At 34.3% G+C, this 15896-nt stretch carries 17 protein-coding genes; 4 read left to right on the forward strand and 13 right to left on the reverse strand.

Annotated features, from left to right (window positions below; genetic code table 11):
• The first annotated feature begins 6 nt into the window (after positions 1-6).
• On the forward strand, positions 7-867 hold the full coding sequence (locus tag ACX119_RS09840) for a PEFG-CTERM sorting domain-containing protein (RefSeq protein ID WP_459351062.1): 861 nt from the start codon (positions 7-9) through the stop codon (positions 865-867).
• Between the two features lie 13 nt (positions 868-880).
• Here ACX119_RS09840 and ACX119_RS09845 read toward each other — a convergent pair whose 3' ends face one another.
• The gene (locus tag ACX119_RS09845; RefSeq protein WP_459351063.1) at positions 881-1519 is read right to left on the reverse strand and encodes a hypothetical protein; all 639 of its coding nucleotides are present in this window, start codon (positions 1517-1519) and stop codon (positions 881-883) included.
• Between the two features lie 93 nt (positions 1520-1612).
• On the opposite strand from ACX119_RS09845, the gene ACX119_RS09850 reads away from it, so the two are divergent.
• A complete protein-coding gene (locus ACX119_RS09850; protein WP_459351064.1) occupies positions 1613-4393 on the forward strand; it encodes a copper resistance CopC/CopD family protein in 2781 nt (926 codons plus the stop codon).
• Here ACX119_RS09850 and ACX119_RS09855 read toward each other — a convergent pair.
• Genes ACX119_RS09855 through ACX119_RS09865 form a run of 3 tightly spaced genes read right to left on the reverse strand, consistent with a single transcriptional unit; the run spans position 4383 to position 6852 of the window.
• On the reverse strand, positions 4383-5171 hold the full coding sequence (locus ACX119_RS09855) for a metal ABC transporter permease (protein ID WP_459352033.1): 789 nt from the start codon (positions 5169-5171) through the stop codon (positions 4383-4385). The two genes, ACX119_RS09850 and ACX119_RS09855, sit on opposite strands and share 11 nt — an antisense overlap.
• A 32-nt stretch (positions 5172-5203) precedes the next feature.
• Positions 5204-5926: a metal ABC transporter ATP-binding protein gene (locus ACX119_RS09860; RefSeq protein ID WP_459351065.1), complete on the reverse strand. Its 723-nt coding sequence runs from the start codon at positions 5924-5926 to the stop codon at positions 5204-5206.
• The gene (locus ACX119_RS09865) at positions 5920-6852 is read right to left on the reverse strand and encodes a metal ABC transporter solute-binding protein, Zn/Mn family (RefSeq protein WP_459351066.1); all 933 of its coding nucleotides are present in this window, start codon (positions 6850-6852) and stop codon (positions 5920-5922) included. Before ACX119_RS09865 ends, ACX119_RS09860 begins: the two co-directional genes overlap by 7 nt.
• Before the next feature lie 90 nt (positions 6853-6942).
• On the opposite strand from ACX119_RS09865, the gene ACX119_RS09870 reads away from it, so the two are divergent.
• On the forward strand, positions 6943-7326 hold the full coding sequence (locus ACX119_RS09870; RefSeq protein WP_297594414.1) for a CopG family ribbon-helix-helix protein: 384 nt from the start codon (positions 6943-6945) through the stop codon (positions 7324-7326).
• Here ACX119_RS09870 and ACX119_RS09875 read toward each other — a convergent pair.
• The 3 genes from ACX119_RS09875 to pyrB are packed head-to-tail and all read right to left on the reverse strand — an operon-like array spanning position 7307 to position 10393.
• Complete coding sequence (locus tag ACX119_RS09875) at positions 7307-8680, reverse strand: PEFG-CTERM sorting domain-containing protein (RefSeq protein WP_459351067.1); 1374 nt, start codon at positions 8678-8680, stop codon at positions 7307-7309. The two genes, ACX119_RS09870 and ACX119_RS09875, sit on opposite strands and share 20 nt — an antisense overlap.
• A gap of 20 nt (positions 8681-8700) precedes the next feature.
• Positions 8701-9411 (reverse strand): LON peptidase substrate-binding domain-containing protein, encoded by a 711-nt coding sequence (locus ACX119_RS09880; protein WP_459351068.1) that lies wholly within the window; start codon positions 9409-9411, stop codon positions 8701-8703.
• 52 nt (positions 9412-9463) lie between these two features.
• Positions 9464-10393 (reverse strand): aspartate carbamoyltransferase, encoded by a 930-nt coding sequence (gene pyrB / locus ACX119_RS09885; protein WP_459351069.1) that lies wholly within the window; start codon positions 10391-10393, stop codon positions 9464-9466.
• A gap of 41 nt (positions 10394-10434) precedes the next feature.
• Between pyrB and pyrI the strand changes: the two genes are divergently transcribed.
• A complete protein-coding gene (gene pyrI, locus ACX119_RS09890) occupies positions 10435-10896 on the forward strand; it encodes an aspartate carbamoyltransferase regulatory subunit (protein WP_459351070.1) in 462 nt (153 codons plus the stop codon).
• A 37-nt stretch (positions 10897-10933) separates the two neighbouring features.
• Here the strand turns inward: pyrI and ACX119_RS09895 are convergent, their stop codons facing one another.
• The 6 genes from ACX119_RS09895 to ACX119_RS09920 all read right to left on the reverse strand — a co-directional run bounded on the left by ACX119_RS09895 (position 10934) and on the right by ACX119_RS09920 (position 15838).
• Positions 10934-11224 (reverse strand): ATP synthase subunit C, encoded by a 291-nt coding sequence (locus ACX119_RS09895; protein ID WP_048114774.1) that lies wholly within the window; start codon positions 11222-11224, stop codon positions 10934-10936.
• Positions 11225-11291: 67 nt separating this feature from the next.
• Complete coding sequence (locus ACX119_RS09900; RefSeq protein ID WP_459351071.1) at positions 11292-11423, reverse strand: hypothetical protein; 132 nt, start codon at positions 11421-11423, stop codon at positions 11292-11294.
• Entirely contained in the window at positions 11423-12055 is a 633-nt protein-coding gene (locus ACX119_RS09905; RefSeq protein WP_459351072.1) for a V-type ATP synthase subunit D, read from the reverse strand. Before ACX119_RS09905 ends, ACX119_RS09900 begins: the two co-directional genes overlap by 1 nt.
• Positions 12056-12059: 4 nt before the next feature.
• Positions 12060-13445 carry a V-type ATP synthase subunit B gene (locus ACX119_RS09910; protein WP_459351073.1) on the reverse strand — a complete coding sequence of 462 codons (1386 nt, stop codon included), beginning with the start codon at positions 13443-13445 and terminating at the stop codon, positions 12060-12062.
• The gene (locus ACX119_RS09915; protein WP_459351074.1) at positions 13442-15220 is read right to left on the reverse strand and encodes a V-type ATP synthase subunit A; all 1779 of its coding nucleotides are present in this window, start codon (positions 15218-15220) and stop codon (positions 13442-13444) included. Before ACX119_RS09915 ends, ACX119_RS09910 begins: the two co-directional genes overlap by 4 nt.
• Entirely contained in the window at positions 15221-15838 is a 618-nt protein-coding gene (locus ACX119_RS09920) for a V-type ATP synthase subunit E (protein ID WP_459351075.1), read from the reverse strand.
• Positions 15839-15896: the final 58 nt, after the last annotated feature.

Here is a 15896-nt window from a genome sequence, read left to right on the forward strand (position 1 = left end):
TGTTTAATGAAGACTAAAGCAATTAGCTCTTTCTTCGTACTATTTGCTATTGCAGCAGGTATGGTCGCAATGACACCAGCTGCTTTCGCAGATCATTCAGAGGTTACAATTGTACCAGCAGCAGGTTCTGGAGCTCCAGGATGTGAGGACACTGCAGATGGATGTTACATTCCAAGTACTGCAACTGTTGATGTTGGTGGCAAAGTAATCATGGCAAATACTGACACTGCAGCTCATACCTATACAGCAGGTACTGCAGAAGGCGGTCCAACAGGAGAATTTGATACAGGACTGTTAATGGCAGGAAATTCATTTGAATATTCTCCAGAGACAGTAGGTGAAATTCCTTATTTCTGTATGGTTCATCCATGGATGCAAGGTTTGATCATAGTACAAGAAGTAGGAGCTGAAAAAGGTAACGGTGACGGTAAAATGGTGAACATGGAAGGTCCAGCAGCAGCTACCGGAATGTTATCTGATGGCACTAAAGTTTCAGTTTGGACTTCAGCACCAACTAAAGGCGAAATGATGGAAATTAACATCACTTTCGATTCTAAAGAACATGTTAACCACGACATTATGGTTAAACAAAATGGTAAAGAAGTTCTAAATGACAAAGGTGCTCATCATCACGATGGAAAAGGCATGCACAAAACAGCAGCACTAGCTTCTTCTGATCCAGTAAACATCACTATTACCTTCCAAGGTTATGGTGTTAATGATCCTAAGACAGGACCAATTGGTGAAGTAGTAGTATTCTCAAACGTTGTTCCAGAATTTGGTACAATTGCAATGATGATACTAGCTGTTGCAATCATAAGCATTGTCGCAGTAACTGCAAAATCTAGAGTCGTTCCAAGATTTTAGGAATTCCTCTTTTCTATTTTCTTTTTACTAGAGCAATTATTGCCAAGATTATAGCTGCTGCTGCAATTGATAAACCAAATATTGCAAAGTCGTATGCTGCACCACCATCAGATGTTACAGTCATCTCACCAGACTTTAGTTGTGTAACATCTTTTTGTATTCCAGATATTGCATTTTTTAGTGCAGCAATATCACCAGAGCTTTCACTGCTTTGAGGTGGAAAATTTAAAACAGATTTGCTTTCTACATCTTCAATTGGAATTTCTACATCAATGGGAATTCCAGCAATTTCACCTTTCAAATCCATAAAATATGTACCAGTTTTAGTTGGAATTATAGGTGAAAAATAATAACCTGGTCTTGGATCACCGCTTACATCAATTATTTTTGTAACTCCACCAAAAACAACTGTAGCCTCTAAATTCTTAAAAGCACTAGTTACACCTTTTCGCGATCCTTCAGTATCTCCGGCTTCAGTTATTTTAAAAACAATATCATTTCTAATTCCAACAACAGGAGGTTCAAGTCCCCATCCAACTTCAATGTGATATTTATCAACCTCTACTGTTGTATGTGCAAACGAAGGTACAATCATTCCTATTGAGAATAATATTGCAATAAATCCAAAAAGTGCTATCTTCACTATAACCATATGGAGTTTACACGTTATTATCTTTACGTGAATTGGTACAAATAACGAATAGATGAAAACTGTTTAAATTATCATTAGTGCTCAGAAGATCAAATGATGAAATTTCTTTTAATTTTACTAATTTTTTCATCAATTTCAATTCCTTTTGCAGCAGCACATCCATTTACACTAGAAACAATTCCCAGTTTAGAATCAAATGCTCCAGCAGGAACTACAAAAGTTATTGTTTTCTTTTCAGAACCAGTTGAGATAGAGTTTAGCACGCTAAAAGTTATCGACAGTGATGGAAATCAAATTGATAACAAAGACACAAAATATTATCAAGGAGAAGAATCGCTAATCGTAACAACTCCACCATTACAAGATGGAGTTTACACTGTAACAAGCAAAGTATTATCAAAAGTTGATGGTCATTTGGTTCCTAATGCATTCTTGTTTGCAGTAGGAGACGTAGTAATTTCTTCAGACTTACTTGGAAAAGAGAGTCCTACTGAATTGATATTTTTACCAGAAGCGGGTGCTAGATATCCAGGTCTTGTAGGACAGACCATTGTTTTGGGTGCAGTGATTGCCTCATTATTAATTTGGGGAACACAAAACAAGCAGCTAATTAGAGAAGAGATTAACAAGATAGAGTCATTTCATCATGGAAAATTTATGTCAATTACAGGAATAGGCTTGATTCTTGTTTTTATTTCGGATATTTTGATGATTGCAGTTCAGACCATTAGAATTGAATCATCTCCTCTAGATGCAATTCAAACTACTTTTGGAAATACTTGGTTAATCAGAATGATACTTACAATAATTTTACTTGGAATATGGTTTATCTTAGATAGAAAGAAAATACTTTCAAAGAGAAATCAAATACCAATGCTAGTAGGAACATTAGCACTAATTAGTACTTCAAGCTTGATCGGACATGGTGCTGCAAGTGGAGAAAATGCAGCACTTGTTTTAGATTATTTGCACAATTTAGTTGCAGGAATATGGATTGGGGGCATTATGTATTTTGTTTTCATTTTATTACCAACATTTTCTCAATTAAAAGAAAAGAATAGAGAGAAGATGAGTTTGGTACTAATTCCAAGATTTTCAATTGCATTTATCATTGCAGTAGGGGTTGTAATTATCACAGGTCCTACATTGTTGTGGTTTTTGGAAAGTGATGTTGGAGTAATTACTGAATCAGTTTATGGTCAATTGATAATTCTAAAGATTGTAATTGCATCAGTAATGGTTGGATTAGGAGGATTCTTTCAATTTAAAGTACAAAAAACTGCAGAGAAAAACTACAATTCTGGAAAGATATCAGTTCACAAAAAGATAAAGAGATCACTCAAAGTTGATGCTGCTTTAGGAATAATTCTTCTAGGTGTAATAGCCTTACTTTCAAATGGAACTCTTCCTGCAGGGGAGATTCAAAAGGTAGATGCACAAGAGAGTTTTGGATTTAAAACAACAGAATATAGTGAGAATGCGAAATTTGAGATAGAGATTTTACCATTTGCAAGTGGTCAAAATTCAATTGTTGTAAAAGTAAGCGATTTTGAAAATAAACCACTTTATGATTATGACCAACTTAAAGTAAAAATTTCTAATCCTTCAAAAAATATTTTCCCTATTGTAGTTCCAATGGAGATTATCAAAGATGATGAAGACAAACCAGTAGAGTATCAAGGAGAGTTAACCTTTGGATTCTACGATGATTGGGAGATAGAAATTGAAGCTCAAAGAACAGAAAATCCAAATGAGGGTAAAATTATCAATGTGGCAGTAAAGCCTAGACTAGAAAATCTTCAAACACAAATTATAGAATATCAACTACCTGAAGACGCAAAACCTCTTTTCCCATTGTATGATGGAAAAAATTCAATTTGGATAAGTGATCCTTCTGCGCCTAGATTATGGGAATTCTCACTTGATACGAATGAGTTTTCCTCATATTCATTTGACGGGTTGACTACAACTTTTCTAACACAAGATCACAATGGAAAGATTTGGTTTAGTGATACTCCAAGAAATCAAATTGGTTTTATTGATCCAGAAACTAAACAAATAACTACAAAAACCATACCAAAACTTGATCCGGTAATTTCAGATAATACTCCAATATTCTTACTTGCAGATTATGATGGAAATATTTGGATTACCATAATCAACAAAGATAGAATTCTAAAATACATTCCAGTTCTTGACAAGTTCGAAGAAATAGTTCTTCCCGATAAGCAATCATTGCCTTTTGCCTTAGCAATTGATGAGGAAGGAAAAATTTGGTTTAGTACAACTGGCGCAGGAAAGATTGGATTTATTGAGCCTGATATTAACAAGATTACCCAATTTACAAATGATGAACCACTTCAGGCTCCCGAATTTTTGATTTTTGATAAAAATGGGGATTTATGGATTGCAGAGCATACAGGTTTGTCCATTACTAAATTCAATCCAGTCTTAGAAACATTTGAGAGAGTCACAGTTCCAGATAAAGATGCATTACCATTTGGAATGACATTTGACAAATATGGAAATATTTGGTTTGCACAACATACAGTTGACAAAATTGGAGTGTTTGATCCAGACAATACAAATCTATTAGAGATTCCAGTTCCAAGTGAGACATCCTTTGTTCAGTTTATGACATCAGATGGAAACAACAATGTATGGTTTGTTGAACAACAATCAAACAAGCTTGCTACAGTAAAGACTACAGAAATCCCAGTTAGTGCCACACAAGTTTTTGCTAGTAATACTTTTGAATTAAAATATACAGAGATTGCTTCCCCATTAATTGCATTAGGAATTATTGCAACATCATTATTTTTTGTAAAGAGTGTTCAGGATAAAAGAAGATTAAATCTATTGATTAATTCTTAGATAATAATCCAGAAGATTTTAGTCCCATAGTACCTGCAAGTAAACCAATTGCCAGCAAAACAATAGTTCCTGCAGGAGTTATATCAAATATGTAAGATAGTAGAATTCCTACAACTACAGAAAAGACAGAAAAACTCATAGAGATTATTGCAGTTTGTTTGAATCCCTTTCCGTACATAATTGCAGTTACATTAGGTATTACAAACAAAGCTGAAATTAGTAAAACACCTACAAGTTGTATTGATGTAACTACAGTTATTCCTGCCATAAACACAATCAAATAATTTATTTTCTCAACAGGAATACCACTAACTTTGGCCTGTTCTTCATTAAATGTGGAATAAAGTAGTTGACGATACAGCAACAGAATTACTATTAGAATAACTCCAGTTAGTGATAAAATTAGTACAGTATCATCTACACTTACAAGAAGAATACTGCCAAAGAGAAAACTAAAGATATCAATGGTAAAGCCGCCTGATAAACCAATAATTACAAGCCCCACTGCAATGCCTGATGACAAAAGAACCGCAATTGAGGCATCCCCCGATATATTGTATCGGTCTTTGATTTTTGTAATTATCAATGCACTTGCAATTGAAACACCATAAGCAGTCCATAATGGATAAACACCTGCTAGTAATCCCAATGCAATTCCACCAAATGATGAATGTGCAATTGCATCACCAAACAGAGAGTACCGTCTTAAAACCAAAAATAGGCCAACAACAGAACAAAGAATAGCAATTGCTATTCCTGAGATAAGTGCTCTATGCATAAAACTAAAAGTTAGAATTTCTATTGACATGATTAATGATGATGCATATGTTCCTGCATTGATGCTTCAGAATATTGCTTGACTAGTTCATCATTAGAAAAGAATTTTTCAGATTCACCATGGAAAAATAATGTTCTATTAAGACATGCAACATGATTTGCAAGTTGATTTACTGCATCTAAATCATGAGATGACCAAATGATTGTAATTTTCTGTTTAGAATTTAGTTCTTTAAGAATACTAAAAAATAAATCTATACTCTGTTGATCAATTCCTGTAACAGGTTCATCTAAAATTAAAATTTGCGGCTTTGTAATCAAGGCTTTTGCAATAAATACACGCTGTTGTTGTCCACCAGATAACTCACCAATTCTTCTATCACTTAGTTCATGAATCCACAGTTGTTGTAAGATTTCATCAATTTTATTTTCGTCAGATTCTTTTCGCAAGCCCATTCGGACAACATCAGTAACTGTTACTGGGAAATTTTTTTCAAAGACTGGTTTTTGTGGGACATATCCGATTTCTTTAAGATAATCTTTTGATTTTCTAATGTCTTCACCAAAAAATTTGATAGTTCCATTATACTTTGTATTTAATCCCAACATAGAGTCAAAGAGGGTGGATTTTCCAGCCCCATTAGGACCAATTATGCCTAAAAAGTCGCCTTGATTTACTTCAAAACTAACATCATCAAGTGCTTTAACATCAGGATATTGAACAGTCAGATTACTAATTTCAACTACTTTCAACACAATGCCTCCTTTAGATTCTCAAGATTTTGTGTCATTGTAGAAATATAGGAATCTCCCGAGAAAACTTCTAGAGGAGATAATACCAAGACTTTTCCGCCAATTTCATTTGCAATGATATTAGTTGTTTTTGAATCAATATTTTTTTCACTGAAAATTACTTTAATGTTAAATTTTTTTGCAGTAGATATTACTTCTTGTAAAGTTTTTGCAGTTACTTCACCATGCGAGATATTTGATGATGTAATAGTATGCTGAGTCAAACCATATTCATCTGCAAAATATGAAAAAGCATCATGAAATGCAATAAAATCACTGTTACAACTTTTCAATTCATCTCTTATCTTGGAATCTAGACTTTCTAATTCAGAGATGTATTGATTAGCATTTGATTGATAGAATTTTTGATTTTGGTTATCTAAATTTGAAAAAGCCGTAGCTATATTTTGAACTTGTATTTTTGCATAAACAGGATTTAGCCAAATGTGTGGATCTCCTGAATCATGATGTTCATCACCATGTTCATCACCATGTTCCATGTCATCATCAAATAATTTAATTGAAATTCCGTTACTTGTATCAACTATTGTTACATGATTACTCATCTTATCTAATTTATGAACCCAATTTTCAAAACCAATTCCGTTGATAATTATTAGATCTGCTGCTTGCATTTTTTGAACATCTTTAATGGTTGGCTCCCAATCATGAGGTTCTACTCCTTCTGGAACAAGAAGTGAGACATCCACCTTATCTTGTCCAATTTTTTCAGCAAATTCCTGAAGAACATAAAATGATGTCATTGCTTGTAGTTTTGAATTTGAATTGGCTGAGAAATCTTGCTCAAAATTTGTTCCATAAACTGCAATTGAGCTTAGTGGAATTACCACCAAAATTGCAGTAATTGCCAGTTTTGTCTGAGTATTCACGCATCAATTCGGTAAATATTATTAATATATCTATAAAAAGTTAATAAGATTAATTGCTAAACTTATAAGATAATTAATAACATTAGGCATATGCCAATAGTCTCAATCTCACTAAATGACGAGATCCTCTCCGAATTAGACAAACTACAAACTTCCATGGGATTTTCAGGAAGATCAGAGGCAATAAGAGCAGGAATCAGAGCATTTGTTTCTGAAGAAAAACAAAAGTCAGATTTGTCAGGTGATATTCATGCCATACTTTTGGTAGTGCATAATGACGAGTTTGATCATGTAGTATCAGGAATCACTCATAATTTTGAAGACTTGATTACCACACATCTACACAGCAAAATTGAGAAAGAAAAATGCATGGAATTGTTTGTAATTGATGGAGATGCTGAAAAAGTTTCTATAATGACAAAAGATTTTCAGACAAATAAAAACATGGATACAGTCAAACTTGTTGCAATTTAGTTGTTAATGGTATTTTTTTAGAAACTAAGATTATACCAATAATTGAGATTACTAAAACAAACATTACAATTGTTCCAAATTCTGGTGTAACAACTAGTCCAAATTCAGTTTCTTGTCCGGAATTTCTAATGTTTTCAAATTTGATTATAGTTGGACCTGTTTGTTCTTCAGCAAATGTATATTTTTCAAATTCACCTCCAACTTGAGCTGTACCTGATGTACGATGGATTTCTTGCCCATTTTGAATAATTACAAAAGTATAATCAGAATTTCTTAGTGGCTCACCAGTTTTACCATCTCTAATGGTAAATACAAAATTAGTATTAACTCCAGGCTCAATATTTACTGGATCCCAAGAAAGATTTACTTGAAAGTCCTCACTTTTTGTATATGCAGTTAGTGGAAAAGCAGTTTTTTCACTTTTGGATAAAGTGAAAATAATATTTTCAGGGAGTGGTTTTTCAGATTGCTTCATTTGATTTTTTATGAATCTCAAATGATCTTGTAACAAAACAAAATGAACTATTCTTTCATGATCTTCTGTATAATCATCAATTGTAACTGATGCTTTGAATAATTCTACACCATTAGCAAAACCAGAATAACTAGGACTAAGAAATTCAGCAAAATCTTTTGGGAAATGGACCTCCACGTGAACAACTGGAATGTGAGACATTTTATTTTCACTCCAATCAAATGGCATCTCAATTGTTACCTCTTTAGCCTCAGGATCGTATGAAAAATTGGACATTTTATCAAAATACGACTTTACACGAAAATCTACATTATTGTTTTCTAGATCTTCTTGTGGAAATGATTGGGTTGAAACAATACTCAAATCTGCATAATATACTCCGGAATCTTCAATTATGTTAGTAGGCTCATCAATGGTTCTCACTTCTATCTCAAAATTATACAAGCCTCCCGAATCAAATGCAGAACCAGTAATTTCTATCGGATTAGTTTCAGTTCCATGCCATGCACCAAGCAAAGAATCTTGCTCACCATGAATGGTAATTTTTTCATCTTCTGTAGGTGTTATTTTAATTGGCAAGATGCCATCTTCTGCAAAAAAGTAATTCCTAAAAATCATTTCATTATTTTGAAACAAACCAATTAGAAATGTCACATTTTTTGCAGTTTCTTTAGTTTCATCATTAGTAGCAGTGATTGTAATTTGCTCCTGATCATTTTCAAAATACATTGGCATCTCAACTGAGATTGAAATTTTTTCTCCCTGGATATTTACTGATGGTATGGTATCAATACCCAATCCATGTCCATAAACACTACTTACAGGAAAAAACAAGCATCCAACTATCATAAAAATTCCAAGTTTTTTGATTGACATCATTTTATTTCTATTTCAAAGGCCTATTTTACTGTCAGCAATTGATGCATGCTTTGAATCAATTCTTCTTTTGTTCTTGCTTCTAGAATTGGTTGGAGTTCATTAGGATCTTTTGCACCAAGCGCAGATAATGAGTAGATGTAATCTATTGTAGGCGTTTCAGTAGTAAGATAGTATTGCTCAAGAACATGCTCTAGTGCATGTGGTTCTACAATTTGGGGCAAGGCCTGTGTAATTATTTTCTTTTTCCATAATTCAACTAGTTGATTCCATTCTTCAAGTGAAATATTCTCATCAATTTCAGGAATCATTTCAACTTCTGCTCTAATGTACATCTTCTCACCAGTTCCAACTTTCTCATGTATGTCAGATATCTCCTGATGTCCTTCAACTGAAAGTGGATCATAGTTTGCAGGCTGAGAAATTGATGGGGGAATAATTTTTTTTATCTTAAATGAATTTCTTCCAATTGTTTCAATGTGTAGTTGTAATCCATCCATATTGACATCTTCACATTTTGTTATTTTTGCTATTGTTCCTACTAGTTTAGGAGAATTCCATCCATTTACAGAATTATTTTCATCAATAAGACACACACCAAATTGCCCGTCACCAATCATGCAATCATCAACTAGTTGCTTGTATCGGGGTTCGAAAATTCGAAGTGGAAGTTCTTGTCTAGGAAATAAAACTAAATCTAAAGGAAATATTGGGATAATCTTAGTTTGTGTCAATCAATCTTAATTGTTTGTCTCTAGATATATGGAATACGGATGTTCTAAGAAATTAAAATCCATTCTCATTTAGAGTCAAGCCTAGAAGAGCTGCACGTGTATATTTTCCATATTCAGCTTGCTTGAAGTATTTGGCATTTTTTGTATTATCAACTTCAGGAGAAATTTCATCAATTCTTGGCAGTGGGTGTAAAATTATTGCATCATCTTTCATTTGTTTTAGTAGATCCAAACCAACTATATAACTTCCTTTAACCTTAAGATATTCTTCTTCATCAGGGAATCTCTCTTTTTGAATTCTAGTAACATAAAGGACATCAAGTTCATCAATGTGTTCTTCAATGACAGTTGATTCTTTGAAATCCAATCTCTTTTTGATTTCATAAACTGAATCAGAGCGAATTCGAAGTGATTCAGGGGAAATCAATCTTACATCAACATCATAATTTCCAAGTCCATACAAAAGTGAGTAAACAGTACGACCATATTTTAGATCACCGACAATTCCAATCTTTAATCCATCAATCTTTTTCTTTTCTTTTTTAATTGTGTATAAATCTTGAATTGCCTGTGTTGGGTGCTCCTCAGTTCCACTTCCAGCATTAATTACTGGTTTATCTGAAACTTCTGCTGCAAATCTACTAGAGCCATCTAATGTATGTCGTAAAACTAGAACATCAGAATAAATTGACATGATTTTAACAGTATCAGATAAACTCTCACCCTTTTGTGTAGATGATGAAGTGACATTTGATATTCCCAAAGAATTTCCACCAACTGATGCCATCGCAGAATCAAAACTAAGACGGGTTCTAGTACTAGGTTCATAGAAAAGATAGCCCAGTGTCTTACCTTTACAGATCTCTTGCCTATCTGTTGGATTTAGCTGAATAATCTTATCCGTTGATGTAAAGATTTTTTCTAGTTGATCTTTGTTAAAGTCCTTAATTGAGATGATGTCTTTTTGGTAGAACTCGTTCATTCTTTCAATATTATATACAGGTGACTATACAAAGTATTCTGATGGAACAATCTGAACTTATGGTTAGAAGAATAAAGGAAGGTACAGTAATTGACCATATTGATGAAGGCAAGGGTCTTCAAGTCCTAAATGCATTAAGAATTGACGGTGGAGATGGAAGTCTTATCACCATTGCTCTGAATGTTCCCAGCGGTAAATTCAAGAAAAAAGACATCATAAAAGTTGAAAATAAATTTCTAAAAGATGATGATACAAACAAACTAGCAGTTATTGCTCCAAAATCAACTATCAACATCATCAAGGACTTTAAGCTAGTTGAGAAGCGTAGAGTTTCGCTTCCAAATGAGATAGATAGAATATTTCGATGCTCAAATCCTGATTGCATTACAAATAGTACAGAACACATTGAATCAGTAATGGATGTCATTGATAAAGAAGGCAGAGTCCTCAAGTGCAGATATTGTGCAAGAGTTTTGGATGTAAATAAGCTAAAGTATAATTAAATTAAAAATATAAAAATTTGAAAAAGATTTAGTTTGACTATTGTCCTAAGATGATAAACATCATAACTATACCGTAGATAGCAATTGATTCTACCATACCTACGAAGATGAATACCTTAGACTGTAAAGCTGGGTTTTCACTAATGACTGCAAGACCTGCTGCACCTACTTGACCAAGACCTAATCCTGCTCCAAGTGCTGCTAGACCAAATGCCAAACCAGCACCAAGAATTTTCATAGAGTCGCCACTAGATGCACCATCTTCTGCTGCAAATGCAACTCCGGTTGAGCCGAGAATTGAAATTGCTGATGCTGCCAAAAGTAACAAGACTATATTTTTCATTTACGATGTGGCTCCTCTCGGTCCATATTTAAATCATGATGAGGTAAATTATTCAAATTCGATCTAATGCTTTCTTTTTGAATGAAGTCAGTTCATCTTGAATAGATTTTACGAAATTATCATAATTTGAATCCAATTCCTTCTTAGAATGTTCAAGTAATTTTTTAATCTCTTCTTTTGCCATTATTTTCTACTTTCCATCTTTGCCTTGACTTTTTTTAACTTTGCGAATTCCTCTCTTTCTCTTTCTTCAAGGGTTGCTAGAATAAATCGGATTTTTTGTTGATATTGAGGAATAATGACATTTTCAAGTGCATTAAGGAGTTTTTGTGTTTTTTCTAGTGCTTTTGCAAGACTAAAAATAGAATTTTCATATTCAGCAGCTTTGCAAATTTTTGGAAGCAATTCCTTGATCTGTTTTGATGCTCTATCAATTGATGAATTTGTATCAGCAAAACCATATGGCATTGACTTTGTATCTTTCTCAGTAACAGATAATGCTGGAATCTTTACATCAACAACTCTTCTTACATGAACCTCTACTTCCATAACTGGAGGGGTAGATTCAGCAACAGAGTCAACTGTATTAGTTCCTAATGCAAGATATGCTTCATTTACTGATTGGTAGATGTCTTGCAGAGGATCCCAAATTCCGCCTCTGGCTTTTGATGCTTCTTCAATCATCTCTTCGATATTTTTTAAAAGAACTTTACGTTTATCGTCTAAAATTTTCTGAACCATTACGGCTACTTGTGTAGATTTTTTGTATTTTAGAAGCTCAATTTTTGTGGCTGCAACATTTTGTCCAAATGACATTCTGTTACTCTTCCTTGTAGTACTCGTCTATGTATTTGTCTTTAATTTTAGTGATCTCGTTCTTTGGTAATTTAGAAACAATCTTCCATAAGATTCCAAGAGTCTCTTCAATGGTTCTGTTCTCATCGGTTGCTTGTGATAGGAATTCTTTTTCAAAGACATCACCGACATCCATGTATTTCAAATCAATTTCAGTCAATCCTGCTTTACCTACAATTCCTGCAAGTGCTCTTACTTCTTGTGCACGAGAATATGCATCATAAACTTGATTTGAAACTTCACCATGATCTGCTCTTGTACTTCCTTCACCAATTCCGTCTTTCATTAATCTACTAAGACTCATCAAGATATTGACAGGTGGATAGACTCCTTGTCTAAACAAGTCTCTGCCAAGTACAACTTGACCTTCTGTAATGTAACCTGTAAGATCTGGAATTGGGTGCGTAATATCATCAGATGGCATTGATAAAATTGGAACTTGTGTAACACTTCCTTTTCTACCATTTAGTTTTCCTGCTCTCTCATAGATAGTTGAGAGGTCAGTGTAAAGATAACCAGGATATCCCTTTCTTCCAGGTACTTCTTCTCTTGCAGCACTAATCTCTCTGAGTGCCTCTGCATAGTTTGTCATATCAGTAAGAATTACTAGAACGTGCATTCCTAATTCAAATGCCAAATATTCTGCGACAGTTAATGCCACACGAGGAGTAATGATTCTTTCAATTGCAGGATCATCTGCTGTATTTAGAAATAGAACACTTCTTTTTAGAGCACCAGATTCTTCAAGACTTCGTCTGAAATATTCTGCTTCACTGTATTGCACACCAATTGCTGCAAATACTACTGCAAAGTCATCACTGGTTCCAACAACACTTGCTTGTCTTGCAATTTGTGCAGCCAATAGATTGTGAGACATTCCAGAGCCAGAAAAGATTGGGAGTTTTTGTCCTCTAACTAGAGTAATCATTCCATCAATTACAGATACGCCAGTTTGAATGAAATCTTTTGGATATTCACGTTGTTCAGGATTCATTGGTTCACCATTAATATCAATAAATTTATCAGCAATAGGATCTGGTAGTCCGTCTTTTGGTCTGCCTAATCCATCAAATACTCTACCAAGTACTTCTTTTGAAACTGGCATTTCCATAACTTTACCAACAAATTTTGCGTTAGTTCCAGAGATAGATAATCCAGATGTTCCTTCAAAGACTTGGACAATTGCTTTTCCGTTTCCAACCTCAAGAACTTTACCTAATCTTCGTTGACCATCATTAGTTTCAATTTCCACTAGCTCATCAAATGCTGCATTTTCTACATCATCAACAATTACTAGTGGTCCTTTGATTTCTGCAATCTTACTGTATTGAACTCCGCCTTCAGTTGTCAACTTGAAACTTTCACTCCTGTAATTGCTTTGAATTGTTCTTGCATATCAGAATCTATTTGATCAAGTTTTGGCATCTCATCATCTTTGACATCCATTCTTGCTTTGAGAATCAAAGTAACAACTGCCATTGCACGAATATCAGATAATGCTGCACCTTCTTTTAGTGCTTGTTGGCCCTTTCTGTAAAAGTCAACTAATAATTTCAATAACTTGTATTGTTTCTCTGGACTGCAGTAAGTATCAACATCATCAAATGAGTTTTGTTGTAGAAGACCAATCTTTACCATTCTTGCTACTTCTAGAATTAATTTTTCTTCATCAGGTAATGCTTCAGGACCTAAGAGTCTAACAATTTCTTTTAGTGTATCTTCTCTTTGTAAAATTCCATATGCTTCACTTCTAAGATTTAACCAATCTTCGTTTATGTTTTCACCCCACCACTTGGCAATATCTGCAAGATATCCAGAGTAACTGTTCATCCAATTAATTGATGGGTAGTGTCTAGAGTAAGCAAGTTTTGCATCTAAAGCCCAGAAAGTTTTGATAAATCTCATGGTGTGAGTAGTGACAGGTTCTGTAAAGTCACCACCAGATGGAGATACTGCACCAACTAAAGTAACTGAACCGTCTCTATCAGGGCTTCCTTCAGCTCTGACACGACCTGCTCTTTCATAAAATTCTGCTAATCTTGATGCAAGATATGATGGATAACCCTCTTCTGCTGGCATCTCTTCTAATCTACCACTCATTTCTCTGAGTGCTTCGGCCCATCTACTTGTAGAGTCTGCAACAAGTACAACGTCCTTACCCATATCTCTATAATATTCTGCAATTGTTACACCAGTGTAGATACTTGCTTCTCTTGCTGCTACTGGCATGTTACTTGTATTTGCAACAAGAACAGTTCTATCCATGAGTGGTTTTCCACTACGTGGATCTTTGAGGTGTGGGAACTCAACTAATACTTCGGTCATCTCATTTCCTCTCTCACCACAGCCAATGTAAACAACAACTTGAGAATCAGCCCATTTTGCAATTTGGTGCAATGTCACAGTTTTTCCAGTTCCAAATGCTCCTGGAATTGAACCTGTACCGCCTTTTGCAATTGGGAAGAATGTGTCTATAACACGTTGACCTGTAAGTAATGGAATTGTAGGATCATATCTTTTCTTGTATGGACGTGGTTTTCTAACTGGCCATCTGTGATACATTTTGAGAGGAACGTTTTGACCGTTCTTTTCAGCAGAAGCTAGTTCAGTCTCTAAATCATAATCTCCTTCTGAAACAATGTTTGAAATTTTTCCACCTGGATGATCTGGTGGAACCATAATAGAGTGTTCAATAAGATCAGTTTCCTGTACTGTTCCAATTATGTTTCCTGGTAATACTTCATCACCATTGCTTACAGTTGGAACAAAATGATATTTTTTTGTCATATCAACAGGGGTGGTTGTAATACCTCTTCCAATAAATGAGCCAGATGCTTTTGATAATTCTCTTAGTGGTCTTTGAATTCCATCATAGAGTTGTCCAATAATTCCAGGACCCAATAATACACTTAGTGGGTTTCCTGTTCCAATTACTGGTTCACCTGGTTTTAGTCCACTTGTTGATTCGTATACTTGAATAAATGCTACATCGCCAGTTAAACGAATTACTTCGCCTACTAATTTTGAATTGCCAACAGTTACTGTCTCATACATTTTTGCATCAGACATACCATCTGCTTTGACTGCAGGACCGCTGACCCATACAATTCTACCTTGTGCTGCCATCTAATTTCCTACTCCGAATTTCGCTGTAATTTCTTTCCTTAATAAAGGCTTTAAACGATCGATTCTGGCATCAATTGTATTATCAAATGTCATTGTACCATCTTTTGATTTTACTATAACTCCTCCAAGACAATCAATTGTATCAGAAGATAACTCAGATCCTGAGAATTGGGATAATGTTGATTGTACAACGTCTTTGTCTTTAGCATTTGTAAAAACTGTAATTTCATTGGTTCCCAATACTTTAGCTGATTCCTCAATGAGAGATTTAATTAGATTTGAATAGTCACCGCTTCTATCTGAATTTGCAATTTCATCTAGTGATTTTGTAAAAACCTTGTCAATTGCTTCTTCTAGCATCATAAGTTGCTTATTTCTGACTTCAATATCAGCACTTCCAATGATCTGTTTTTCGATCTTATCTGCCTCTTTTTTGCCATCTGAAATGATTTTATTATATTCACTCTCTAATTTTGGGATTGAATCTTCGAGTTTCTGCTGTGATTCGGCAAGAGATGATTTAATGCTTGAAATTAAGTTTTTTTCAGTATTATTGAGAATTTTGTCAATAGTAGTTTCTAAAGCAACATTAGATGTCAATGAGTGCCGTTGACCCATAATAGATTTTAATGTTTGGGAAAAAAATCAGAAAGATATTAAACTCAATGAAAATACC

It is taken from the genome of Nitrosopumilus sp. S4 (genome assembly GCF_054515835.1).

What these genes read in the sequence shown, in the direction of transcription:
- ACX119_RS09840 (WP_459351062.1), top strand. Translation starts at nt 7, where the DNA reads ATGAAGACTAAAGCAATTAGCTCTTTCTTCGTACTATTTGCTATTGCA.
- ACX119_RS09845 (WP_459351063.1), bottom strand. Translation starts at nt 1,519, where the DNA reads ATGGTTATAGTGAAGATAGCACTTTTTGGATTTATTGCAATATTATTC.
- ACX119_RS09850 (WP_459351064.1), top strand. Translation starts at nt 1,613, where the DNA reads ATGATGAAATTTCTTTTAATTTTACTAATTTTTTCATCAATTTCAATT.
- ACX119_RS09855 (WP_459352033.1), bottom strand. Translation starts at nt 5,171, where the DNA reads ATGCATAGAGCACTTATCTCAGGAATAGCAATTGCTATTCTTTGTTCT.
- ACX119_RS09870 (WP_297594414.1), top strand. Translation starts at nt 6,943, where the DNA reads ATGCCAATAGTCTCAATCTCACTAAATGACGAGATCCTCTCCGAATTA.
- ACX119_RS09875 (WP_459351067.1), bottom strand. Translation starts at nt 8,680, where the DNA reads ATGATGTCAATCAAAAAACTTGGAATTTTTATGATAGTTGGATGCTTG.
- pyrB (WP_459351069.1), bottom strand. Translation starts at nt 10,393, where the DNA reads ATGAACGAGTTCTACCAAAAAGACATCATCTCAATTAAGGACTTTAAC.
- pyrI (WP_459351070.1), top strand. Translation starts at nt 10,435, where the DNA reads ATGGAACAATCTGAACTTATGGTTAGAAGAATAAAGGAAGGTACAGTA.
- ACX119_RS09900 (WP_459351071.1), bottom strand. Translation starts at nt 11,423, where the DNA reads ATGGCAAAAGAAGAGATTAAAAAATTACTTGAACATTCTAAGAAGGAA.
- ACX119_RS09905 (WP_459351072.1), bottom strand. Translation starts at nt 12,055, where the DNA reads ATGTCATTTGGACAAAATGTTGCAGCCACAAAAATTGAGCTTCTAAAA.
- ACX119_RS09915 (WP_459351074.1), bottom strand. Translation starts at nt 15,220, where the DNA reads ATGGCAGCACAAGGTAGAATTGTATGGGTCAGCGGTCCTGCAGTCAAA.
- ACX119_RS09920 (WP_459351075.1), bottom strand. Translation starts at nt 15,838, where the DNA reads ATGGGTCAACGGCACTCATTGACATCTAATGTTGCTTTAGAAACTACT.